Source organism: Corynebacterium uropygiale, from assembly GCF_021568315.1.
Lineage (GTDB): Bacteria > Actinomycetota > Actinomycetes > Mycobacteriales > Mycobacteriaceae > Corynebacterium > Corynebacterium uropygiale.
In genome coordinates this window covers 14,171-37,135 of record NZ_JAKGSI010000006.1, presented here as the reverse complement: position 1 = coordinate 37,135, position 22,965 = coordinate 14,171, and the positions used below count along the sequence as shown (strand labels likewise).

At 65.7% G+C, this 22,965-nt stretch carries 20 protein-coding genes and 4 tRNA genes; 13 read left to right on the top strand and 11 right to left on the bottom strand.

Going from position 1 to position 22,965, the window contains the following annotated elements; genetic code table 11:
* Nucleotides 1–86 precede the first annotated feature (86 nt).
* The 4 genes from L1O03_RS10630 to L1O03_RS10615 all read left to right on the top strand — a co-directional run bounded on the left by L1O03_RS10630 (nt 87) and on the right by L1O03_RS10615 (nt 956).
* On the top strand, nt 87–428 hold the full coding sequence (locus L1O03_RS10630; RefSeq protein ID WP_236119860.1) for a DUF3566 domain-containing protein: 342 nt from the start codon (nt 87–89) through the stop codon (nt 426–428).
* Between the two features lie 104 nt (nt 429–532).
* Nucleotides 533–609 (top strand) — tRNA-Ile (locus L1O03_RS10625).
* A 10-nt stretch (nt 610–619) separates the two neighbouring features.
* Nucleotides 620–692: transfer RNA gene (locus L1O03_RS10620), tRNA-Ala, on the top strand.
* A 190-nt stretch (nt 693–882) separates the two neighbouring features.
* A tRNA-Ile gene (locus tag L1O03_RS10615) sits at nt 883–956 on the top strand.
* Between the two features lie 147 nt (nt 957–1,103).
* Here the strand turns inward: L1O03_RS10615 and L1O03_RS10610 are convergent.
* The gene (locus L1O03_RS10610; RefSeq protein ID WP_236119858.1) at nt 1,104–1,793 is read right to left on the bottom strand and encodes a hypothetical protein; all 690 of its coding nucleotides are present in this window, start codon (nt 1,791–1,793) and stop codon (nt 1,104–1,106) included.
* Between the two features lie 109 nt (nt 1,794–1,902).
* Here L1O03_RS10610 and L1O03_RS10605 point away from each other — a divergent pair, with 109 nt between their 5' ends.
* The 3 genes from L1O03_RS10605 to L1O03_RS10595 all read left to right on the top strand — a co-directional run bounded on the left by L1O03_RS10605 (nt 1,903) and on the right by L1O03_RS10595 (nt 5,140).
* Nucleotides 1,903–2,439: a peptidylprolyl isomerase gene (locus L1O03_RS10605; RefSeq protein WP_236119857.1), complete on the top strand. Its 537-nt coding sequence runs from the start codon at nt 1,903–1,905 to the stop codon at nt 2,437–2,439.
* Nucleotides 2,440–2,632: 193 nt separating this feature from the next.
* Nucleotides 2,633–3,292 (top strand): rhomboid family intramembrane serine protease, encoded by a 660-nt coding sequence (locus L1O03_RS10600; protein WP_236119855.1) that lies wholly within the window; start codon nt 2,633–2,635, stop codon nt 3,290–3,292.
* Between the two features lie 471 nt (nt 3,293–3,763).
* Nucleotides 3,764–5,140, top strand: a complete 1,377-nt coding sequence (locus L1O03_RS10595; RefSeq protein WP_236119853.1) for an HNH endonuclease signature motif containing protein — start codon at nt 3,764–3,766, stop codon at nt 5,138–5,140.
* Here L1O03_RS10595 and crgA read toward each other — a convergent pair.
* From crgA to L1O03_RS10555, 8 genes are read right to left on the bottom strand one after another with little or no spacing between them, the layout of a single operon-like run.
* A complete protein-coding gene (crgA, locus tag L1O03_RS10590) occupies nt 5,137–5,406 on the bottom strand; it encodes a cell division protein CrgA (RefSeq protein WP_236119851.1) in 270 nt (89 codons plus the stop codon). The two genes, L1O03_RS10595 and crgA, sit on opposite strands and share 4 nt — an antisense overlap.
* Nucleotides 5,407–5,447: 41 nt before the next feature.
* The gene (gene pknB, locus L1O03_RS10585) at nt 5,448–7,331 is read right to left on the bottom strand and encodes a Stk1 family PASTA domain-containing Ser/Thr kinase (RefSeq protein WP_236119849.1); all 1,884 of its coding nucleotides are present in this window, start codon (nt 7,329–7,331) and stop codon (nt 5,448–5,450) included.
* Nucleotides 7,312–8,715 carry a serine/threonine-protein kinase gene (locus L1O03_RS10580; protein ID WP_236119847.1) on the bottom strand — a complete coding sequence of 468 codons (1,404 nt, stop codon included), beginning with the start codon at nt 8,713–8,715 and terminating at the stop codon, nt 7,312–7,314. The genes pknB and L1O03_RS10580 overlap by 20 nt, the downstream gene beginning before the upstream one ends.
* Before the next feature lie 12 nt (nt 8,716–8,727).
* Nucleotides 8,728–10,167: a penicillin-binding transpeptidase domain-containing protein gene (locus tag L1O03_RS10575; RefSeq protein ID WP_236119845.1), complete on the bottom strand. Its 1,440-nt coding sequence runs from the start codon at nt 10,165–10,167 to the stop codon at nt 8,728–8,730.
* The gene (locus L1O03_RS10570; RefSeq protein ID WP_236119843.1) at nt 10,164–11,513 is read right to left on the bottom strand and encodes an FtsW/RodA/SpoVE family cell cycle protein; all 1,350 of its coding nucleotides are present in this window, start codon (nt 11,511–11,513) and stop codon (nt 10,164–10,166) included. Before L1O03_RS10570 ends, L1O03_RS10575 begins: the two co-directional genes overlap by 4 nt.
* Nucleotides 11,513–12,892 carry a PP2C family protein-serine/threonine phosphatase gene (locus tag L1O03_RS10565; RefSeq protein WP_236119841.1) on the bottom strand — a complete coding sequence of 460 codons (1,380 nt, stop codon included), beginning with the start codon at nt 12,890–12,892 and terminating at the stop codon, nt 11,513–11,515. The genes L1O03_RS10570 and L1O03_RS10565 overlap by 1 nt, the downstream gene beginning before the upstream one ends.
* Complete coding sequence (locus tag L1O03_RS10560; RefSeq protein WP_236119836.1) at nt 12,889–13,356, bottom strand: FHA domain-containing protein FhaB/FipA; 468 nt, start codon at nt 13,354–13,356, stop codon at nt 12,889–12,891. The genes L1O03_RS10565 and L1O03_RS10560 overlap by 4 nt, the downstream gene beginning before the upstream one ends.
* A 20-nt stretch (nt 13,357–13,376) precedes the next feature.
* Nucleotides 13,377–14,216 carry a DUF3662 and FHA domain-containing protein gene (locus tag L1O03_RS10555; RefSeq protein ID WP_236120023.1) on the bottom strand — a complete coding sequence of 280 codons (840 nt, stop codon included), beginning with the start codon at nt 14,214–14,216 and terminating at the stop codon, nt 13,377–13,379.
* 219 nt (nt 14,217–14,435) lie between these two features.
* Between L1O03_RS10555 and L1O03_RS10550 the strand changes: the two genes are divergently transcribed.
* Nucleotides 14,436–14,520, top strand: a tRNA-Leu gene (locus tag L1O03_RS10550).
* Nucleotides 14,521–14,566: 46 nt separating this feature from the next.
* On the opposite strand, the gene L1O03_RS10545 is transcribed toward L1O03_RS10550, so the two are convergent.
* Complete coding sequence (locus tag L1O03_RS10545) at nt 14,567–15,727, bottom strand: MFS transporter (RefSeq protein ID WP_236119834.1); 1,161 nt, start codon at nt 15,725–15,727, stop codon at nt 14,567–14,569.
* Nucleotides 15,728–15,878: 151 nt separating this feature from the next.
* On the opposite strand from L1O03_RS10545, the gene L1O03_RS10540 reads away from it, so the two are divergent.
* Together L1O03_RS10540 and L1O03_RS10535 are read left to right on the top strand one after the other, a co-directional pair.
* Entirely contained in the window at nt 15,879–17,141 is a 1,263-nt protein-coding gene (locus L1O03_RS10540) for an NAD(P)/FAD-dependent oxidoreductase (protein WP_275949266.1), read from the top strand.
* 42 nt (nt 17,142–17,183) lie between these two features.
* Nucleotides 17,184–18,179 (top strand): MDR family oxidoreductase, encoded by a 996-nt coding sequence (locus L1O03_RS10535; protein WP_236119832.1) that lies wholly within the window; start codon nt 17,184–17,186, stop codon nt 18,177–18,179.
* Here the strand turns inward: L1O03_RS10535 and L1O03_RS10530 are convergent.
* Entirely contained in the window at nt 18,176–19,540 is a 1,365-nt protein-coding gene (locus L1O03_RS10530) for a M20/M25/M40 family metallo-hydrolase (protein ID WP_236119830.1), read from the bottom strand. The genes L1O03_RS10535 and L1O03_RS10530 overlap by 4 nt on opposite strands.
* A gap of 227 nt (nt 19,541–19,767) precedes the next feature.
* Between L1O03_RS10530 and L1O03_RS10525 the strand changes: the two genes are divergently transcribed.
* Genes L1O03_RS10525 through L1O03_RS10515 form a run of 3 tightly spaced genes read left to right on the top strand, consistent with a single transcriptional unit; the run spans nt 19,768 to nt 22,959 of the window.
* Nucleotides 19,768–20,418, top strand: a complete 651-nt coding sequence (locus L1O03_RS10525; RefSeq protein WP_236119829.1) for a tRNA-dependent cyclodipeptide synthase — start codon at nt 19,768–19,770, stop codon at nt 20,416–20,418.
* Entirely contained in the window at nt 20,411–21,622 is a 1,212-nt protein-coding gene (locus L1O03_RS10520; RefSeq protein WP_236119824.1) for a cytochrome P450, read from the top strand. The genes L1O03_RS10525 and L1O03_RS10520 overlap by 8 nt, the downstream gene beginning before the upstream one ends.
* Nucleotides 21,619–22,959: an MFS transporter gene (locus L1O03_RS10515; RefSeq protein ID WP_236119817.1), complete on the top strand. Its 1,341-nt coding sequence runs from the start codon at nt 21,619–21,621 to the stop codon at nt 22,957–22,959. Before L1O03_RS10520 ends, L1O03_RS10515 begins: the two co-directional genes overlap by 4 nt.
* The last annotated feature ends 6 nt before the right edge of the window (nt 22,960–22,965 follow it).

Genomic DNA, 22,965 nt, shown 5'->3' with positions numbered 1-22,965 from the left:
CTTCTGTCCTGCCCTGCTGGCTGAGCGTGCTGAGCAGCGTGGGGCATCGCCCTGCCCATCCGAGAAGAAACGACAGAGGAGACCCCATGGCAGCCCGAGAACAAGCACTGACCCGGATCTCGCCCCAATCGGCATTTCGAGTTGCGCTGGCCTTTTCCCTCGTGGGGCTCGTCGCGTGGATCCTCGCCACGGCGATTCTCTACATCAGCCTCGACTTCGTGGGCGTCTGGGACAAGTTCAACTCGGTGGTATCAGGCGTGGGAAGTGAGCAGGTCATTAGCTTTGGTATGGCCATGGCGGTCTCGGCCCTGGTGGGCGCGATCGGTGCGATTGCGATGACCATTCTCGCCCCGATCATGGCCCTCATCTACAACGCTGTGGTGGATCTCTTCGGTGGCATCGTGGTGACGTTCCACTCCGGTAGCTAGACACAACAAGCGCCACCTACGGGCTCTCATTGTCTGACTTTCCGCAGGTCACGGGGCGATTTGCCACATTCGTCAACGCGCTGTAAAGTATCTTCTCGTTGCCAGGGCCTATAGCTCAGTCGGTTAGAGCGCATCGCTGATAACGATGAGGTCGCAAGTTCGATTCTTGCTAGGCCCACCACCACAGACTTGGGGCATTAGCTCAATTGGTAGAGCGTCTGCTTTGCACGCAGAAGGTCAGGAGTTCGATTCTCCTATGCTCCACTTTGTCACGTTTTCCCCGGCTTTTAGGCCGGGGTTTTTGCATATCTGCGCAGGCCACAGTGCTGTTCTGCACGCGGGTTATCCAGCAGTTTTGTACCCGCACTCCACGAAGATTTCCCCGACGTAATAGGGGCCCCGAAATCCCACCCCGCACATGGCATGGGACACGTCTTCTGTATAAGATGTTCGCGGGGCTATAGCTCAGTCGGTTAGAGCCGCAGACTCATAATCTGCTGGTCCCGGGTTCGAGCCCCGGTGGCCCCACGAAGAGGCATGATGCACAGTCATGTGGCCACAGTAGCGCGGTGTCCGAAAAGGTGTCTGTTCATTTTTAGCGATGGCCAATCCGCGCCACTCGCAGAAAAACCCCACCCACGGTGACGCGGGTGGGGTTCAGCACTAAACGGGGTGTTAGTTCTTCGGCTGGTCGTCCTCCTCGGGGTCCTCGATCAGCGCGTGGCGGCCCGTGGTCTCCTGGTGCTGCTGCAGCTGTTCGTCGAGGTCAGCGAGGAATTCCTCGGAGTCGATCTCCTGCTCCTGGTCCTCCGTCGAGCCCTCAGAGGGGGTGGAGGTGCTGTAGACGAGGGTCGAGGAGGTGTCCTCGTCGCTGCCGTATTCTTCCACGCGCGGCGGGGTGGTGCCGGGCTGCTCCTTGCGGCCGAAGAACACCCAGGCCAGGACGCCGGCGATGGCGCTCACCGCGAGAACGATAAGCCACGTCAGCCAGCAGCGCTTCTTGTCCTTCTTCCCGAGTTTCTTGTTGGCCTTCTTGCGGGCCTTCTTGGTGAGCTTCTTGCTGGACTTGTCCGCCTGAGCGACGAGATCCTTGCCCTGCTCGGCGAGCTCTTTGCCCTGCTCGCTGGCCGCGTCGAGCGCCTTGGAGAGACGGATCCGAGCGGCCTGGGTGACGCGGCCCGCTTCTTTGCGGGAGTCGTCGAGAAGGCTGGAGCCGCGGTCCTTGAGGGCCTCGAGGTCGATGTCGCCGGTGGCGTCGGCGAGGGCGTCATAGGCCTCGGCGGTTTTGCGGCGACGATAGTCGTTGAAGCTCGTCCAGGCGGTGTGGATACCACTGCTCGCCAGGCGGATGGTGCTGAGATTCATCTCTCTCCTCATCTTGGCTAAGTGTGGGCGCGGGAAATGCGCTCTTGTCCCTTTCTAGACTACGTCTAAACTGCCCCGCTTTGGGGTGCCTCCACTGAAGCGATGACCTATGATGGGCCGCATGACCAAGAAGACCGCTACCGCGACACTGCACACGAACCGCGGTGACATCATCATTGAGCTCTTTGGAAACCACGCCCCGGCCACGGTGCGTAATTTCATTGGGCTCGCCGACGGTTCCGCGGATTACCGCACGGAAAACGCCAGCGGATCCACCGAGGGCCCCTTCTACGATGGCGCCATTTTCCACCGCGTCATCGACGGCTTCATGATCCAGGGCGGCGACCCCACCGGCACCGGCCGTGGTGGCCCCGGCTACATGTTCGACGACGAATTCCACCCCGAACTGCGCTTTGACCACCCGTACCTCCTGGCCATGGCCAACGCCGGCCCCGGCACCAACGGCTCGCAGTTCTTCATCACCGTCGCGCCGACCCCGCACCTCAACAACCACCACACCATCTTCGGTGAGGTCACTGACGCGGAGTCCAAGAAGGTCGTCGACGCCATCGCCTCGACGCCCACCGATCGCATGGACCGCCCGATCGACCCCGTGGTCATCGAGTCCGTCGAGATCACCGAATAGCCGTGAGGCGGGAAGCCCGCCCCGGTTTCCCGCCGACGCCACTACCCCCGTCTGGGTTGAGCTGCGCGCACCGCGCCGAACCCGGGCGGGGGTTTTGCGTCGGGACCACAGGGGTGGGGCGTGGGGCGCGCGGCTTTGCGCGGCTTTGCGCGGCGCATGGGGGGAGCGTGGGGGCTGACTGGAAGGATTGACCATGAGAACGACAATTCAACGAGTGCCCGCGACGGTGACCATCATCCTCGCCACCACGCTGCTCTGGTTGCTCGCGGCGCTCCAGGCGCGCGGGATCTCGGGCACGGCGTGGAGCCCGCTGGGCGAATCCACACTGCTCTGGGGCCCTGCCGTCCTTCACGACGCCACCGGCCCCCTCCGGGGGATCACCGCGCTCTTCATGCACGTCGATATCCAGCACCTCCTCCTCAACATGGTCATGCTGTGGTTTGTCGGCGGCGCGACGGAGATCGCCTTCGGCAGCGCCCGCTTCCTCGCGCTCTACCTGGCGGGCGGGCTCGCATCCTCCGCGGCGATCCTGTACTTCCAGCCCCTTACGCCGACGCTCGGCGCGTCCGGCGCGATCTTTGCGCTGATGGCGATCCTCATCGTGATTTATCACCAGAAGGGCCTCAGCCTGGCCACGCCCCTCACCCTTCTGGGAATCAACGTGGTGGGGACGTTCCTGGTCTCTTCCATCTCCGTGGCCGGCCACCTGGGGGGACTTGCTGGCGGAGCGATCATTGCGGGGTTGTACATACAACTTAGCGGGAACCCGCGCTTTCTCCGCGCGCTCCCCTGGGCGATGCTGGGGCTTTTCGCCGTCGTGTACGGGATCGTGGTGCTCACGCTGGCGGTGTGAGAGGGGGAGCTGATGGGGGCTTGTGGATTCCTCAGGAGTTTTCCACTATCCCCAGGGGCACGAGTTCTCCACAGAAGTTTTCCACATTGTGGATAATCGCAGAATTGTAATTCATCGAACACATACTGGAAGGGCGCCGATAAGCTCCGCGGTGACCTGGGATTTTCATGGAGTTTCGAACAGAATCCCCAGGTCGTGGAAATTGTGCACAGAGTTTTCCACAGCTGGGGAAAACTGCGTGAATTGTGGGGAGATGCACATTATCCACAGAGAACTCCACAACCTGTGGATAACTTTATCCGCATGGTGTTACTTACTTGTGGAGGGGGTCCATGTGTTCGAATCGAGGGGGATCTGCTGGTGTTGTACAGTGGTAGTGCATGCGTCGAAATTTATTTTCGAACACCCTTGCGCTAACGGGATGGCCGCGGTACTCTTGCCCTCAAGAACACTGAGGGGGGAGGTAAGACCGTGGATATTCGCCCACACGTCGACGCTATTGCGCAGCACATGGCAGCCATTCTGGCGGTCTTCCGCGTCCCGACGTCAGCACTATTTGATGCCAATCACGAAGAGATCGTTCGCCTCGAGGAGGTGCTCAACCTCAAGTCCGCTATCGACAATGCCACCACCTATGCGGCTGATCTTGCCGGCGCGGGACAGTTGGTGGGCTCACGACGAACGGTGGACTTTTTCATCGAGAAAATGGGGCTGTCGCGTCGCGATGCCCTCCAGCGCATGAGGAACGCCCAACTCGCCTTTTCCATGGCAGATCCGCACAGCGGAAATGGGAGAGAGGACGACGACCACTCGCCCACCCTCAGCTCAGAAAAGCGCACCATCATCACGCAAGAACTGGGCAGACTCTGCGACAAAGCCGCCGCCGAAAAAGAGCGCATCTACCATGAGTCGATCCACGAAGCTGCCGAGCGTTCTCCGGAAGACCTCCGGCACTGGATGCGCACCCGGATCCGCAAGGCAAACGCCCACTATCCCACCGACACCGATCCCTTTGCCGACATCCGCAAGCGGCGCTTCATGATCCAGCGCCCAGACGCTGATGGCGGCGCCTATTTCTCGGGCTACTTGCCGCGCGCAGAGCTCGCCGTTATGGAGAGCCTCCTCGCGCCCTCCAAGCGTCCTGGTCATCTGCTTGGAACAGCCGCTAAGAATGACAAACGCTCCCTCACGCAGCGTCGCTTCGACGCCTTTGCGCAGATGATCCGCCAGCACAGCTGGACTCACACCCAGCGCAGTGGCCTGGCCAGTGTCGTCTTGTCCCTCACCTCCGAGGACGTCGACGATGTCACCGACGCCACCTCGCTGCTCCATCACCGGTACGCGACCAACACCGGCGTGGAACTCTCGCCGCTGGACGTCCTCCGCCTCGGATCCGCGAAATACCACTACGTTGTCGTTCACGACGCCGACACCGGGGATCCCCTCCACGTCGGCCGCGCCGAGCGCCTGGCCACCCCATTCCAGCGCATCGCGCTTCTCGCGCGGGACTTCTGCTGCACGCACCCCGGCTGTGATCAGCCGGCCACACAATGCGACGCCCACCACATGGAATCCTGGTTCTCTGGCGGCCCAACCGACATCGAGAATCTCACTCTCCTCTGTCGCTGCCACCACATGAGTAACAATGACGCCCGCAACGGCGCCGGCAACCGGGGCTACGCTGACCGCGACCCCGACACCGGCACCATCGGGTACCGCCCACCACCCACACACGAAAACCCGCACCCCGGGTTGCAGGTCAACACCACGGTGCGGGCATCACAGTCGGCAAAGAACCGAATAAGACGGAGGAAGAGAATGACCCCCTCGACGCGTTTGCGCTGCTAACGCCACCCCATCGTCATCAGGAGACCAATGATCAGGAGGCCAAAGCCAATGAGATAATTCCACGCGCCCAGCTCCGTCATGAGAGGGATCTGGTTGCCAGCCAGATAGTTCACGATGATCCACGCCAACCCCGCCAGCATGAAGAAAAACATGATGGTCATGTACCACTTCGGCGTGCCATCGGCATTCACCTTCACCGGTGCCCGATTCATACTCGAGCTACCGCCAGAGGGGATCTCCGGCTTCGTCATCTTTGCCTTGGGCATAATCTCTCCTTCGTACCGTGGCGCCTTCGTACCCCACTAGCTTAGGGCAGAAGATCGAACTTCCAATACCGCACCTCAACCACCGCATCCTTGCGCAGGTCTTGGCCGATCTTCGGGGTGAAATCAGCGATCTTCCCCTCATCCGTGATCAGCGGGGTCCGTACCGTCTCGCCAGCTCGCAGCTGGTCGGCGCGCCCCTGCCACCCGGCACTGCGCAGTGCGCTGACAGCCTGGCCCGCAGTCATGCGGCCGATGTCGGGCATCGCAATGAGCATGCCGTTCGACACGTTGATGGTGAGCGGTTCGTCCCGCTTGATCTCCTCACCGGCGTTCATGGGCCCGACCACCGTGCCCTCTTCTGCACGGTCATCGACCCAGTTCGGCTGGGCGTGCAGCCCCACGTCTTCGAGGATGGTCCGCGCCCGATCCCACTTCATGCCGGAAATATCAGGCATACGCACCTTCTCGGGCCCGGTGGATACGGTCAGCCGCACCTTCGAGCCCTTGGACAGCTGTGCCCCCGCCGCGGGGTTCTGCTCCGAGACGTGTCCCTCGGGCACCTCCTCGTCGGGTTCCTCCCGCACGGAGGAATCAATCTCGAGTTCCACGTCCTTGAGGATGTTCGCCGCCTCATCGACAGTCTTCCCTCGGACGTCCGGCACCTCGGTCACCTCGCGCCCCGCGGACACGACCAGCGTCACCGACGTGCCGCGCTGCAGCTCCGAACCGGCGCCGGGGTTGGTGCGCAGCACCGTGCCGCGCGGCGTGTCGGGGTTCGGCTCCTCGCTGACCTCGACGTGCAGCCCCGCTCGCTCGAGGGCGGTGGTCGCTTCAGCCTGCTGCTGCCCGGTGACGTCCGGCACCTCTACGAGCTCCCGCGAGGACCCAATGCCCAGCTTGGCGCCCAAGTCGAAGTAGTCCCACGCGAACGCACCACCCACCAGCAGCGCCACCACGGTGAGGATGCCCGCGAGCGTCCCGAGCCAGCGTGGGGCGCCCCCGTGTTCGCGCTCCTCCGGCACCACGGCAGGGTGCAGCGCCGTCGGCGTCTCCTGCACGTGGGCACTCGCGGCGCGGGTGACGGCGTGGCGGCTGAGTCGGTCCAGGTCATCGGCCATTTCGGCGGCGCTTTGGTAGCGGTCGGCGGGGTTTTTCGCCATGGCGGTGAGCACCACCGCGTCAATGTTGAGCGCCTCTTGTCCAGACAGGTTGATGATCTCGGATGGGGGCGTCGGCGTCTCCTGCACGTGCTGGTAGGCGACGGCGAACGGCGTCTCGCCCTGGAAGGGCGGCTGCCCGGTGACTGCCTCGTAGAGGACACAGCCCAGCGCATACAGGTCGGAGCGGGCGTCGGCGTTCTTGCCGCGCGCCTGCTCGGGGGAGAGGTACTGGGCGGTGCCAATGACGGCGGAGGTCTGCGTCATGGCGGAGGTGGAGTCGTCGAGAGCCCGCGCGATGCCGAAGTCCATGACCTTGACGGCTCCGCTGTTGGTGATCATGATGTTGGCGGGCTTGATGTCGCGGTGGATGATGCCGGCGTCGTGGGAGTGCTGGAGGGCCCGGCACACGGGGGTGAGCAGGGAGGCCGCCTCGGTGGGGCTGAGGGGGCCGCTCTCGCGGACGAAGTCGCGGAGGGTGCGGCCGTGAACGCGTTCCATCACGATGAACGGCACCATGATGCCGTCGACCTCTGTTTCGCCGGTGTCGTAGACGGCGACGATGCTGGGGTCGTTGAGGCGCCCGGAGTTTTGGGCCTCGCGGCGGAAGCGCTCGCGGAAGTTGACGTCGCGCGCCATTTCGGTGCGCAGCATTTTGATGGCGACGTCGCGCCCGATGAGGGTGTCCTCCGCCGCGAAGACCTCCGACATTCCACCGCTACCGATGATCTCCCCGAGGGAGTAGCGTTCAGCGATAAGCCTGTTCACTGGTGGCCTCCGTTGTCATGATCGTGGTGCTGTACTCGGGGAAGAGGGGGCTCGTGGTGCTGGTGGTGCTCGGGGGCGCCTCCGACGACGTGGGCTCCGAGGTTTCCTCCGACTCCGACGTCTCCACCGTGTCCTCAGGCTCCACCGGCGCCTGCGTGTACTCGGTGTACTCGGAGGGCTCGCTGGGTTCCACTGTTTCGGTGACGACGGGGGTGGTGGTGGGCGTTGTGGTGCTCACGCGGCTTCCCAGCACAATGCCGCCGCCGAGGAGCAGCACGAGGATGAGGGTCGCGAGCAGCCCAATGAGGAAGCCACGGCCCGCGCCGCGCTTGCGTCGCTGCGGCCGCGCTGCCGCACGCCCCGCGCGCCCGCCCGCCCCCGCACGCCCCGCCGCCCCCTGCGCCGACATGGGGTACGCCGTGCGGTTCTGCGTGACGGCCCCGAGGGAGGAGGTCGCGGCGGAGGGGGATGGCTCGGCGGGGGTGGCAGCGGCGCGTCCCGCGCGGGTGGCGGCGGGCTGCGGCGGCCGGTGCCCGTGGAGGACGGCGGTGACGGCGGTGGCCAGCTCGGCGCCGTCGGCGAAGCGGGTGGTGGGGTCCTTGCGCAGGGAGATGCCGATGAGTTCGCGGGTGGGCGCGGAGATGGTGGTGGAGAGCGCGGGCGGGGCCTCGTTGATGTGCGCGAGAACCACGGACACCTGACTGTCCCCGTTGAAGGGCCGGTGGCCGGAGAGCATTTCGTATCCGACGACGCCCAGCGAGTACACGTCGCTCGCGGCGGTGACGCGCTGGCCTTGGGCCTGCTCGGGGGAGACGTATTGGGCGGTGCCCACCACCATGCCGGTGCGGGTGAGGGGCACGGCGGCGGCGGCCTTCGCGATCCCAAAGTCGGTGATCTTCACCGCCCCGCTTTGGGTGATGAGCAGGTTGCCGGGCTTGATGTCCCGGTGCACGAGGCCCAGGGAGTGGATGGCCGCGAGCCCGTGCGCCGCCTGGTCGAGGGCGGTGAGCACCATGTCCTCGGGGAGGGCGCCCTCGCGGGCGATGAGGTCGGCGAGGGATTCGCCGCGGATGTACTCCATGGCGATGAAGCAGAAGGTGTGCCCGGCGGGGTCGGGGATTTCCCGGTAGTCGTAGGTGGTGATGACGTGCGGGTGCCGGATGGACTGCGCGGTGTGGGCCTCGTTGCGGAAGCGGTGGAGGAACTCGGTGTTGTCGGAGAACTCCGGCCGGAGCACCTTGATGGCCACTTCGCGGTCGTGGCGGACGTCGTCGGCGAGCCACACGGTGGACATGCCGCCGTGCCCGATGATCCAGTGGAGCCGGTAGTCCTCGCCGATGAGCCTCTGCAGCCGGTCGCGGCCTTCAGTATCTGCTTGTGTCATTGTCCACCTCCTTTATTGCCTCAGTGCCGCCTCGATGACTGCTCGCCCAATCGGCGAGGCCACGGATCCGCCCGTGGCGCCCATCCCGTGCCCGCCACCGTTTTTCACGACGACGGCCACCGCGACGTCCGCATCCTGGGAGGGGCCGAAAGCCACGTACCAGGTGTGCGGGGGGTCGTCGGGCCCGCCGTGCTCCGCGGTGCCGGTCTTGGAGGCGATGTCCTGCCCACCGTACCCGGAGGTGGAGCGCTCGGAGGCGATCATGAGGTCGCGGATCTGGTCGGCCACGTCCTCGGGGATGGCCTGGTTGAGCTCTTTGGGCTTGGTGGAGCGGATCTCTTTGAGGTCGGCGCCCGTGATGCGGGAGACCAGGTGCGGCTCCATGCGCTTGCCGTGGTTGGCCACGGTGCCGGCCATGACGGCCGCTTGGAGGACGGACATGGAGACGTCGCGCTGCCCGATGGAGGATTGGCCGAGGGCCGCGTCGTCGGGCAGGTCACCGAGGGCGCCCTTGGCGTTGGGGATGCCGAGGTCGTAGTTCTCGCCGACGCCGAAGGCCGTGGCCGTGTCGCGCAGGGCGTCCTGACCGGCTTCGATGCCCATCTGGACGAAGGCCGTGTTGCAGGACAGCGCGAAGGCGGTGCGCAGCGGGACCTCGCCGCCGCCGGCGCAGGGCTGGGCGTTGTAGTTGGTGAGGGTTTGCTCCGTGTTGGGCAGCGTGATGGAGGGCGCGCCGGTGAGCATGGAGTCGGGGGTGAAGCCCTTGCTCAGGCCGGCGGCCGTCGTGATGATCTTGAAGGTGGAGCCGGGGGGCAGGGTCTCCTGGGTGGCGTGGTTGAGGAGGGGGTTGGTGGCGTCGTTGCTGAGGGCGGCCCAGTTGTCCTCGGCGGTGTCCTCGTTGGCGAGGCTGTTGGCGTCGAAGCTGGGGGTGGAGGCCATCGCGAGGATCTCGCCGGTGCTCGGGCGCAGGGCGACGACGGCGCCCTCATAGCCGGAGGAGGTGAGCGCGTTGTAGGCGGTCTCCTGGACGGCCGGCTGGAGGGTGGTCTCGACGTTCGCCCCGCCGTGCTCGCGGCCGAGGAAGGTCTCCCGCCAGCGGTTGGTGATGAGGGAGTCATCGGTTCCGTTGAGGATGCCGTTGTAGCTGCTCTCGAGGCCGGACATGCCGTAGATGGAGGAGAGGTAGCCGGTGATGGGCGCGTAGGCGGGGGAGTTGGTGGGGTACTCGCGGTGGTAGATGCCCTTGTCGTCGGGGTGGGACTGGGCGAGCACCTGCCCGCCGGCGGTGATGGCGCCGCGCGCGATGGATTGCGTCTCAATGCGGATGCGCGGGTTGTGCGGGTTCTCCGCGTATTGCTCCTGGCGGAAGCCGTGAATGAACGTGAGGTTCGCGATGAGAATGAGCGTGAGAACGAGGCAGAAGATCGACAGGTGCCGGATGGCGCGGTTCATCGGGTCCCCCCTTCGACGATGCGGATCTGGCCGGTGTGCTGCATGCTCGCCGGGGCGGGGAGCTCCTCCTGGGGCGCCCGCGCGATGTGCGAAATCCGCAGAATGAGGCCAAGGAGCACGTAGTTCGCCATGAGCGAGGAGCCGCCCTGGGACATGAACGGCGTGGTGAGGCCCGTCATGGGCAGCAGCGCGGTGATGCCGCCGCCGACGACGAACACCTGGACGGCGATCGTCAGGGAGAGGCCCGCAGCGAGGAGCGTGCCATAGGAGTCCTTCGCCTGCATGGCGACGCGGAAGCCGCGGGTGATGAAGATGGTGAAGAGCAGGAGGATCGCGCTGAGGCCGACGAAGCCGAGCTCCTCGCCGATCGCGGCGAGGATGTAGTCCGATTCCGCCACGGGCACGAGGTAGGGGTAGCCCTGGCCGATCCCCGTGCCGGTGATCCCGCCGAAGGACATGCCGAACAGGCCCATCGACAGCTGGTAGCCGGAGGTCGGGTCAAGGAAGTAGGCGACGCGCTCCTGGATCTTGTCGGAGAGGAAGTAGAGCCCCACCGCGCCGATCGCGATGAGCACCACGCCAATGAGCAGCCAGGATGTCCGCCCCGTGGCGAGGTACACCATGCCGAGCACCGTCGCGAACAACAGGAGGGCGGGGCCGAAGTCGTTGGCGCCAGCCATGATGAGGATGGCGAAGGCCCACACGGCGAGCACCGGGGCGAGGTCGCGCAGCCGCGGGAACTCCATCCCGAGGAAGCGGTAGCCCGCCACGGTGAAGAGCGCCCTCTTGCTCACCAGCAGCTGGGCGAAGAACAGCAGCAGGAGGATCTTGGAGAACTCGCCGGGCTGGAGGGAGAAGGATCCGATGGAAATCCAGATGCGGGCGTCGGCGTCGAAGCTGGTCGGCCACACGAGCGGCAGCGCGAGGAGAATGAGCCCGACGAGCCCCAGGATGTAGCTGTAGCGGGTGAGCACGCGGTAATCCGGCAGGATGACGAGCACGCCGATCATCAGCGCGATGCCCACGAGCGACCACAGGATCTGGCGGTTGACGAGGCCGGCGCTGGTCGCGAGATCGAGGCGGTAGATCATGACTAGGCCGAGCCCGTTGAGGACGGAGGTGACGGGCAGCATCACCTGGTCCGCCTTGGGTGCGAGCACGCAGAGCGCCAGGTGGGCGATGGTGAAAATCCCAATGAACCCGCCGATCACCCACAGCATTTCCGTGGTGATCGCGTTGCCCTGGGAGAGCTCAAGGTTCACGAGGAGCACCGCAATGAGCACCGCTGACATGATGAGCAGGGACATCTCGGTGCGGCGGGCGGTGAGTTGTCGGAGGATGGTCATCAGCGCTCCTTCTCGATGTCTCGGCAGTCCACCCCCGGGGTTCTGCGTGCCCCGTCCTTGGCGTCGGGCCGGGGCTTCTTGTTGCCGGTGACGCAGGCGGGCAGGGCCTCGCCGGCGAGTCGCTGGAGGCTTTCGGTGACCTCCTCATAGCTGCCGCTGGGCATGGAGCTCACGGAGCCGCGGGCGGATTCCGGCAGGTCCTTGAGGGTGAAGACGGTGCAGGAGGAGTCCTTTTCGGCGTCGCTCGGGTTGAGCAGGCGCAGGTCACCGCCGGCGTCGATGCACGCCACCTGGTAGGGGGTGTGCAGCTCGTGGCCGAAGATGGTGTAGTTCGCGCCCTGCTGGATGAGGAGCTCCTCGCGATCCGTGGTGCTGAGGTAGAAGGTGCGGTCGAGGTAGGAGTTCGCCGCCCACCCCGCGCCGAGCAGCGCAATCACGACGACGAGCGCCGTCACCACCCACACCTCGACGCGCCGCCGCCGCGGGGCCGCGTCGGCCGCGTCCTCTGTGGGCTCCTCGGCCTCGGCGCTGGGCGGGATCTCGCGGGGCTGCCGGCTGATGGCGGCGGCCCGCCCGGCGGAGGAGTCGGGCCAGTGGTCCTCCTCCGGCTCGCCGGCGAGCGCGCCCACGGTGTGCGGGCTGCTCTCCAGCGCGCGGGAGGCGTCCCCCTCCGCGATGTCGGCGACGACGACCGTCACGTTGTCCGGCCCGCCGGAGCGCAGCGCCAGCTCAATGAGCCGCTGGGCCGCCGCCTCCGGGGTGCCCTCCTGGAGCGTCGTCTCGATGGTGGAGTGGGTCACGGGGTCGGAGAGCCCATCGGAGCAGAGGAGCCAGCGATCGCCGGGGCGGGCGTCGTAACTCTTGAGGGTGGGCTCGACGTCCTCGCCCGTGTAAGCCTTGAGGATGACGGAGCGCTGCGGGTGGGTGGAGACGTCCTCGGGGGCGAGCTGCCCCTGGTCGACGAGCGACTGGACGTACGTGTCATCCCGGGTGATCTGCGTGAGCTGGCCGTCGCGGAGGCGGTAGGCGCGGGAATCGCCGACGTGGCAGAGCGCCACCTCCTGGCCGTTGAAGAGGAGCGCGCAGAGGGTGGTGCCCATGCCCGTGTACTCGACGTGCTCGAGGGCCTCGGCACGGATTTCGGCGTTGGCGTCGTCGGCGATGGAGCCGAGGAGGGCGGCCATGTCGTTGTCGCCGGGGTCGGCGTCGAGCTTCTGGAGGTGGCGGATCATGATCTGGGAGGCCACCTCGCCGGCTGCGTGGCCGCCCATGCCGTCGGCGAGCGCGAGGAGGTAGGGGCCCGCGTAGGCGGAGTCTTCGTTATTGCCGCGGACGAGCCCTCGGTCGGAGGCCGCCGCAAAGTCGAATAAGAGCGTCACGGAACCAACCTCACCGTCGTGCGTCCAACTTTGATGTCACTGCCCACCGCGACCTTCTCCGGCTGCTCGATGCGGTATCCGCCGAGGTAGGTGCCGTTGCGGGAGGCGAGGTCCTCGATGAACCAGTCGTTGCCGCGCTTGAAGAGGCGCGCGTGGTGGGAGGAGGCGTAATCGTCGCCCACCTGGAAGGTGCAGTCCTTGCTGCGGCCGATGACGATGTCATCGATCTGGGTGACCTCCAGGTAGGAGCCGCGCAGGGGGCCCTCGATGATCTGCAGCTTGCCCGCCGGCGGGGTGCGCCGCATTCCGCCGCCGCCCCCGGCCGGCACCGGCGTGGCGGAGCTGGTGGGGAGGGCGGCGGCGCGGTCGGAATCTCGCTTCATAGCGCGGACTGCCATGAGCACGAAGATCCACAGCAGTACCAAGAGGCCGATCTTCAAGATCAGCATGATGAGCGATTCCATGAGCGGGGCAACCTCCTAGGTTAAGAGCCGTCGGTGATGCGGACCTCGATGTGGGAATGACCCACCGTGATGACGTCACCGTCTGCGAGCAGCCAATTCTCGACGGGCGTGTCGTTGACCGTGGTTCCGTTGGTGGATTGCAGGTCGACGAGGACGGCGTCGCGCCCATCCCACGTGATCTCTGCGTGCTGCCGGGAGACGCCCGTGTCGGGGAGCCGGAAGTTGGCGTCGTTGGAACGGCCGATGGTGTTGGATCCCTCGTGGACGAGGTACGTCCGGGAGGAGCCGTCCTGCAGGAGGAGGCTCACCGTGGGGTGCCGCTCCTCCTCGACGGGGGCGGAGGGCTGCACGTTCGACGAGGCCGGGCTGCGCTCGGCGCCGAAGAACTCCGTCGCGGGGGCGTCGTGGGATGTCTCCTGGGTCATGGGTTCACCTTCCTCGAGCGACTCGCGGGCATCAAAACCGCTGCTCTCTGCTGGCTGGGGAGAAAAAGACGACGAGGCACGGAGCTGGCCCGTGCGCATCCCGTCTTCCGCTTCAATGATGACGGTGGGCGGCCCCTCCAAGGCCCAGCCCCGGTTGCGGCAGTGCCGCGTCATCTGCTCCGCATAGGAGGCGGGAAGCTGTGGATAGTTCTCTGCGAGGTTGTCACGATCCTTGTGGCTCACGCACACCCGAATGACATTGGGGGCGCAGATGGTGCCCTGTGCCGAGCGGACCAGGTTATCCTCGAGTTCCTGCTTGATGAGCTCGTCGATCTCTGCGGGAACGACACGCCCGCCGAACACAAAGGCGAACCCATTATCGAGGCCACGCTGCATGGCACTGTCGATCTTGGCGAAACGACCGAGGACAGACACCATCGACCTCCTAGATGCTCGGGTACCGCGGCACCAGCTGGGCGGCGCGGATGTACGTCGGGATACTGCCATAGTATAGGCGGGAGGATAGCGTGAGAATCCACTGCGGCGGATTTTTCTGTCCGAAAAGGGCCGATGACGTCGGGATTTGACGAGGATCCAGGGGATCGTGGTATCTTGGTCAAGTCGCACGGCTTTTGTGCCGTGGTTCGCACACTCGGGCGAGTGGCGGAATTGGCAGACGCGCTGGCTTCAGGTGCCAGTGTCCTTTTCGGACGTGGGGGTTCAAGTCCCCCCTCGCCCACAGAGAGAACCCCGGGACTCCTTAGGGAGGGCCCGGGGTTTTTGCTTTAGGCGCGCCGGGCAAGCCGCCGCCACGCCACCCACGCGAGGAGCACAGACCCCGCCACGATCAGGGCGTCGAGGAGGACCACGCCCTCCCACCCGTGGGCCCGATACATCCCCGCGGGGACCACCGCCCCCAGCGCGCCCCCGAGATAATACCCAGAAAGATAGGTGCCGACGGCTGTCGATCGCCGCTCCGGCAGAAACTGGGGAGCCGCAGCCGTGCAGCTGGATTGGCCGGCGAACACGGCCACGCAGGAGAGCGTGAGCCCCAGCCCCGCCAGCCCGATCAGCTGCGTGGCGAGGAAGCCACCCCGCTGGCCCAGGACGCGAGACAGACGCGAGAGCACGGGCGTGACGATCGAGGGAACAAGGAACACCGCGAAGATGAGGCCAATCACGGATTGGCTCAAGGCGTAGGGAGGCTCAGCGAGGGTGAGAGACATGTACGTGAAGCTCGACACCTGCTGGAACAGCAGGGCAGAGCCCACCAGCGCGGTGAGCACCACGCTGGTGACGGAGCGAGTCCGGGCGGGAGAGGAGGCATCGGGGCGCGCTGGCTGTGTGGCGTGGGGGTTGTGCTCGCTGGGCTGGCGGCGATCGTGGGGGAGAAACAGCGCGGCGCAGAGCAAGGACACAAGGAAGAGGACAGCATTCCCGATGAAGGAGATACGCCAGCTGCCCACGGCATCAGTGAGGAAGGCCGCGAGGGCTCGGCCCGCGAAGCCGCCGAACGCGGTGCCGGCGACGTAGACCGCGTTGAGGGAGAGGCTCCGCTCGGCGGGAAACACCTCATTGAGGTGGGCAACAGTGACCGCGAAAACGAAGGGGCAGCACAGCCCCTGCGCCAGGCGGATAACGAGGAGCGAGGAGAAACTCCAGGAGAAGCACGCGAGCACCGTCACCAGCGCCATCGCCCCGAGGGCGCAGAGTATGACCACCCGCCGCCCCACCTTGTCGGAGATGAGACCCGCCACCGGGGCGGTGACGGCCACGCCGATGGTGGCGGCGCTAATCGTCCACGCGGCGCTCTCAGCGGAAATCCCGGCCCACACGGAGAGCTGCCCCAGGATCGGCTGGGTGGAATACAGGTTGAGCAGCGCGCACATGCCGAGGAGGAATACGGTCACCGCGATGGCTGGCTGTCTGTCCCGTAGAGAGGTCATGCGGATGATGCTCCTTCCCACTGAACCATCTTGTGATGCGACTCATAGTATGGGTGCCCTTTTCGTCCGTCAATCCTTTTCCCTGTCGTAGCTGTGTCGCGCTTTGGTATCCTCCACTCCAAGTGTTGTAGCTCACGATCTGGGAGGATGTATGGTCATGGGGACGGGCGCCGGAAGGAACACCGCCATCATCGTGGGGGCGGGCATGGTGGGACTCGCCACCGCGTGGTACCTGCAGGAACGCGGCTATGAGGTCACGGTGGTGGACAAGAAGGGGCCGGCGGCGGGGTCCTCGTGGGGGAACGCGGGCTGGCTCACGCCGGCGAAGATCCTCCCGCTGGCGGATACCTCCCTCTGGCTCTATGGCCCGACGGCTCTCGTCGACCCCGACGCCGCCCTCTCCGTGCCGCCGCGCCTGGACCCCGGGATGTGGGCCTTCTTCGCGCGCTTCATGTCCTACGCCACCCCGCGCGGCTGGGACCGCACGATGGCCGCCCTCGCCCCGCTGGCGCAGGCCTCCCTCTCGGCCTTTGATGTTCTCGACGACGTCCTCCCCGCCGAACACCGCACGCGCGCTGTGCCCTTCGTGGCGGCTTTTGAGAAGCGCTCGGAATCGGAGGGGTTCTTCTCCGAAATCGAGGGGGTGCGCCACCACGGGCTCACCGCTGACCTGGAGGAACTCACGGACCTCAGCGAGTACGCGCCCATGCTCTCCGAGCGGGTCTCCGTGGCCTACAAGCTGGAGGGCCAGCGCTTCATCGAGCCCGGGCACTACGTGGAGGCGCTGGCCCGTTCCGTCGAGGAGCGCGGCGGCCGCCTGCGCACCGGGGAGACGGTGACCCGGGTGCGCGGGGCGTCGGGCGCTGATCGCTTGGCCCGCGTGGAGCTGGCCTCCGGGGAGGACCTCAGCGCGGAGCACGTGGTCATCGCGAATGGGGCGTGGTTGCCCTCGCTGGCCCGGGAGCACGGGGTGCGGCTGCCGGTGCGCGCCGGGCGCGGCTACTCCTTCTCCGTCGCCACGTCCACGCCGGCCCGCTATCCCGTGTACCTGCCCTATCACCGGCTGGCGTGCACTCCCTACGAGGGCCGCTTCCGCATCGCTGGCACGATGGAGTTCCGCGGCCCCGACGAACCCCTCCACCCCCGCCGCATCGAGGCGATCATCCGCAACGCCGAGCCGCTCATGCGCGGCGTGGACTTTGAGGATCGCCGCGATGAGTGGGTGGGCTCCCGCCCCGTCACGCCCGATGGCTTGCCCCTGGTCGGGCGCACCGCGAGCCCGGGGGTGTACGTGGCCGGCGGCCATGGCATGTGGGGCATCGCGCTGGGGCCGGCGACGGGCCGGGCGCTCGCGGAGCTCATCGACACCCGAGGGGTCCCTGCAGAAATCGAAGCCTGCTCCCCGCTCCGCTAGCGTGGAGGCACCAATCACATCAAGGCTCAGAGGCGGTTATTCATGAGTGAAGCACTGGTCGTGGAATATCCCGAGGGAAGCGAGCCGGAGGTCACCCTGGACATCCGGGAGGTCACCGACGCGTTCCTCGGCGAGGGGGACACCCTCATCGACGTCACCTACTCCTCCCTCAACTACAAGGACGCGATGGCCCTCGCCGGCGACCGCGGCGTCATGCGCACCAACCCGCTCATCCCCGGCATCGACGCCGTGGGCGTGGTCACTGAGAGCACCTCGGAGCGCTTCCAGCCCGGGGACACCGTGGTCCTCAACGGCGCTGGCCTGGGCGAATTCCGCCACGGTGGCTACACGACGCGCCTGCGGGTGGATAGCGCCTCGGCGGTGGCGCTGCCGGAGGGCATGACGCCGTGGGAGGCGGCGGCCATCGGCACCGCCGGGTATACGGCGGCGCTGTGCGTGCTGGGGCTCCTCGACCACGGCCTGCGCCCCGAGGATGGGCCGGTGCTGGTCACGGGCGCGACGGGCGGCGTCGGCAGCATTGCCCTCCTGCTGCTGAAGAAGCGGGGCTTCGAGACCGTGGCGCTCACCGGGCGCGTCGCCGAGCACGGGGACTGGCTCCGCAGCCTCGGGGCGAGCGCCGTGGAGGATCGCGCCGGCTTCGTCGAGCGCGGCCGGCCGCTGCAGAAGGGGCGCTTCGCCGGGGTGGTGGACACACTGGGCTCACACGCGCTGGTCAACGCGCTTGCGCAGCTGCGCTGGGGCGGGGTGGCGACGGCGTGCGGCCTCGCCCAGGGCGCGGACCTCCCCGGGACGGTCCTGCCCTTCATCCTTCGGGGAGTGATCCTCCAGGGGATCAATAGTGTCGACGCCCCCGTGGTGCTGCGCGAGCGGGCGTGGGATCTCCTCGCCCGGGAGCTCGACCGCGATGCGCTCGCCGACCTCACCGAGACCGTGCCACTTAGCCACGTCGCGGCGGCCGGGGCGGAGTTGCTCGCCGGGAAGCGCCACGGTCGGGCCGTCGTGGACGTCCACGCCTAAGGGCGGCGGGGCGCGCTCCCGCTCCCACTCCCGCAGAAGCGCTGCACCAGGGACTGGTAGGCGCGCACTGTGAGGTCGAGGTCCTCCAGGTAGAGGGCCTCATCGTGGGAGTGGAGCTCCGCGAACACCTGATCCAGGGTGCGCTCCCGCGCGTGAAGCGCGAAGCCATAGCCCACGCCACCGAGGCGCCGGGCAAAGCGCAGGTCAGAGCCTCCCGCGGAGAGCGTGGGGATGACGGGCACGCCGGGGAAGAACTCCTCGAAGGTGTCCACGATGGCCTCGTAAAGCGGCCCCTCCGCGGGGGAGACGGTGGCGTCTTCGGAGATGAGGTGTTCGATGCGGACGTCGTCGGCGAGGTCACCGAGCCCGCGGCGCAGCACCTCGTCGACGTCCTCCTGCGTCTGCCGGGGGAGGGGGCGGATATCGAGCTCAATGTAGCCGCTGGAGGGCAGCACGTTAATGACGCTGCCCGCGTGGGCGACGGTTTGGGCGATCGTGAGTCGGCTCATCGCGTGGGAATAGGCCGCGAGCGGGCCGAAGGCCTCGTAGGCGGCCGGGTCGCTGCCGTCGAGTAGGGCCTTCTCCGTCTCGGGATCGAAGCGGAAGGCCCGCACGTAGTCCTGCCAGATGTCGCTGCTGCTCACCTCCGGCTGGATGGCAGCCAGGCGCCGCGCCACTTCCCCCAGCTTCACCAGCGTGGACTCCCGGCCAAACGGCGTGGAGCCATGTCCCGGTTCCCCCGTGACGTGGAGCCGCCGCTGCGCAGCCCCCTTCTCACCCACGACGACCACCAGCGCATCACTCCCATCCGCCACCGGAAGGTGCGAGCCGCCCGTCTCCGAGAGCGCATTCTTCCACGGGAAAGCGTGCGGCTCATGCTCGGCGAGCCACCCCGCCCCGAGGCCCCCGCGCGATTCCTCATCCGCCAGCGCCACAAACGTGAGGCTGCCCCGAGGATGATTGCCGACGCTCGCCTGGCGCGCCACCTCCCGGGTCACCGCCGCCATCGTGGCCGTAATAAAGAGCATGTCCACCGTTCCGCGGCCGTACACGCGGCCATCCTTGATCTCCGCCCCGAAGGGGTCGGTGCTCCAGTGTGGTTCATCCACGGGAACCACATCCGTGTGGCCGAGCAGGGTGAGGGGTTCGGCCTCGGGATCAGAACCGGGAACCGTGAACGCGATGGACACGCGGCCCGGGTGGGGCTCGAAGCGCTGGATGTCCACGGGGAGGTCGTCGAAAAACTCCTCCAGGGTGGCGGCGTTGCGGGACTCGTGGCCGGAGTCGGGGACGTACTCGTTGACGCACGCATTGCGGACGAGGTCGCGGAGGAGGGCGAGGGTGTCATCGTAGAGGGTCATAGTGCCCCATTGTGGGAGCGATCACCCCGGAGCTGCAACGTGGGGGCGGACCACCGCGCGGGATGGCCGGGGGTAGAGGCTGCACAACAATCTGAGAGAAACCTCAAGAAAAAGCGCTCACCAGGGCATCTGCACCACTCTCCGGGCACGCATTTCACAGCCGGACGTGCGCCGGGGTGCTGTGTTTAGCTCAAGCGTGTCTCGTTCACCCGGCTGAGAGGTCGCGAATGATGATCCCGTCCACTGACCACCTCATTGTTGGCATGAGCCCGTTCAATCCTCGTTTCTCTGCCTCATGGCTCGCCGCCCTGTTTCGCTGGGGCGCGGAGAGCTTCACCACCGTGGATGTGCTTCACCCTGGTGAGATCGCGGCGTCTCTTCTCATCGCGACGGGCACCCCAGAGGGGAGAGCTCGGAGAAAAGCCCGCCAACAATGCAATAAAGATGTCCGTACCGTTCATGCAGCTGAAGCGCTATCGGGTGTTTCTCTGAGTAGAGGTGCCCCAGTACTGATCTCAGACCTGATAGAGAATCCTGACTATCAGCACCGCCGTACAGCTGCGCTCAGAGAATATGAAAACAATCCATCTTTTCAATCCGCTTGCCTATCGATGAGCGAAGCTGCATGTCGTTCCCGGCAGCGGGTTCGAGGAGCACACGATGCGGTTAATCTCTCACGTGCCGTGTCCTATGTCATTGATGAAATACCCGCCTATACGCACTGTGCCGAGTTTTTCGGTTACCCGAGTGCAGCACTCTGTTATCCGAAGAACTGGTTAGTCGGAGACATGATGCGATCAGGCAGAACGTCACTGGAAATTGATCCTCACAGCAGTTTTCTCGTATTTAATCCAGAAAGGGAGGACAATCATGTATGATCCTCAATCGCCAACTCTGCTGAGCGGGGAAGCGCTCAAAGATCCATACGCCGTATACGAGGACATGAGGCGTCAAGCGCCGGTCTATTATGACCGTCTTGCTCATGCGTGGTGCATTCTTACGTTTGATGGAGTGCGTCAAGTCCTTAAGGATGCTGATGGTTTCAGTAGCGACCACCTGCGAGAAAGGGCTGAGCCTGTCCTGGGCGCCCGGGTGCTTGCTCAGATGACCGGCAGTGAACACGATGAGAAGAAGGTAGCTACCCTTCGCGGGCTGGCTGAGATAGCCATGGATGGCTATTATCTACCTGCGGTGGAGCACACCATGAGCCGCTTGTGGGAAAAAGCGGAAGGAAAGACGTCTATTGACTTTGTTTCGGAGATAGCAAATCCTTTTGCTATTGAGGTGACATGTCGGCTTATTGGCATAGGTCAACGCTGGCAGAACCGGGTCGTTCCGTGGAATAGGAGCGTCGTGGAATTTATTACGCTCCTCCAGAAAGAGCCTCATGACATGTCTCGTCGTCTCGCAGATGCGGGCTATTTCCGGGCGTTTATTCTCCGCCTCCTTGAGGTCCGGCGGAGACAACCGCGACGCGATCTGTTGAGTTTTCTTGCGCGCCAGGGTTCGGAATACGGGTTTTCGGACAACGAGATCGTCGCTCTGGCACTTAACATTTTTCTCGCCGCCTCTGAGCCTTTGGACAAGGTGATGAGCTACATGGTGTTTGAGATGTTAAATATGCCAGATGTATTCGCGACGGTGAAGGAGAATCCCCGTGAAGTGTCCAAGTTCCTCGTCGAGGTATTGAGGCTCCATCCACCAGTACAGATTATCCCGAGAATCTCGGTAGGTGAGCAGACGGTCGAAGGAGTCTCCATACCTGCTGGCAGCATGGTCTACTGCCTTATCGGCGCAGCGCATCGTGATCCGAGACAGTTCAAAGATCCCGGGGTGTTTGTCCTCGGGAGAGAAGATAATCTCATCCGCTCTGCATTCAGCCCCTCGGCCCAGCATGTGGCCTTCGGCTCCGGACTGCATTTTTGTATCGGCTCGATGCTGGCCCGACGCCAGCTCGAAGCAGCATTTCGGGTGTCGATGGACTACCTCGACCATTGGCAACTTGCCGCTGATCCCTTGGAAGAACGTGGGCTATACACCCGTGGCCCCTCTCATCTTCGACTGGAAAGGACCCGCTCATGACTGCTCTACTGTCGCACCTGAGCCGTCGAACCACCACGGTCATGCTCCTGGCGGCGATCCTCCCGCTGCTGGACTCGAGCCTCGTCAATGTTCTCCTGCCCGCCGTGAGCGCGGACATGGAGGTCACCCAGCGCACGGCGCAGCTGGGGATCTCGGGGTATATGCTCGCCGCCACGGCGGGGATTGTTCTCTCGACGACGTGCCTGAGGAGGTTCGGCGCCCGGCAGGTGTTCGTCGCGTCGCTCGTCGTTTTTGCCGTTGCCTCCGCCGTCGTGGGATTGAGCTGGGCTTTTGGCGTGTTTGTTGCCGCCCGGGTGTTCCAGGGGGCTGCCTGCGGTTTCATCATGCCGGCGGTCCAGGCGCTGGCGGCGGAGATCGTCGGGAGGGAGGGGATGCGCGCCGCGCTGGCTACGATCGGACTTCCCGCGGTGATTGCCCCGGCGTTTGGGCCGCTTGTCGGCGGCCTCCTAGTGGGGGCGGTGGGCTGGCGGGTGCTGTTCCTCGTGAACGTCCCGCTGGTGCTGCTCGCGATGCTGCTGCTGCCGGGCGCTCTCCCAAAAACCGCCCCTGCTCGGTGCCCCCTGGGGCTTGGCCAAGCGGTGCCGGCGCTGGTGGGCATGGTGGGCCTCTTGTGGGCGATCACGAGCATCGGGGCGCGCCCAGCTCCGTGGATTCTCGTGATCCTCGGCATTGCGCTGGTGAGCACGCTCATTTTTGTTCTCTGCGATAGCCGCGCGACGGTGCCGCTGCTCGATGTCCTGGTCTACCGGCAGGTGCCGTTCTGCATCGCGATGCTCCTGTGTTTCATCGTGGGTGCGGTCTTTTATGGCACGCTGTTGTCCACCTCCATCCACATCCAGGGTGATCTGCGCCAGCCTGCCTGGGTGGCGGGAGTGATCCTCGGTGTGCAGGGTGCGGGGGCCTGGGCTGTTCGGAGGCTCGTTAAGGGGCGGTGGAAGTCGGTGAATGCGTTCGTTCTCATCGCGTATGGCTTGCTCGTCGCCGCGGTGGGGACGCTGGGCCTGCAGGCCCTCAGCACCTGGACAGCGAGCACCATTGTCCTCGCGCTTCTGAGCTCCGCGATTCGCGGCCTGGGCCTGGGTGCTGCGACCCTGCTGGCGCTCTCGGCCGCCTACGAGGTGGTGAGCCACGAGAAGACGCAGGCCGTCGGCGCGCACTCTCGCCTCATGCTGCAGCTGGGCGGGGCCTTGGGCGCGGCGGGCGTCGGTGTGTGGCACGGTTCGGCGCTCGGGTTGGGGTTGGGCGTGGCTGTGTGCGCTCTCATCGGTGCGTGCGGAGCCGGGCTGCTTGTGCGGGCCCAGCATCAGGCGTCGTGACCTAAG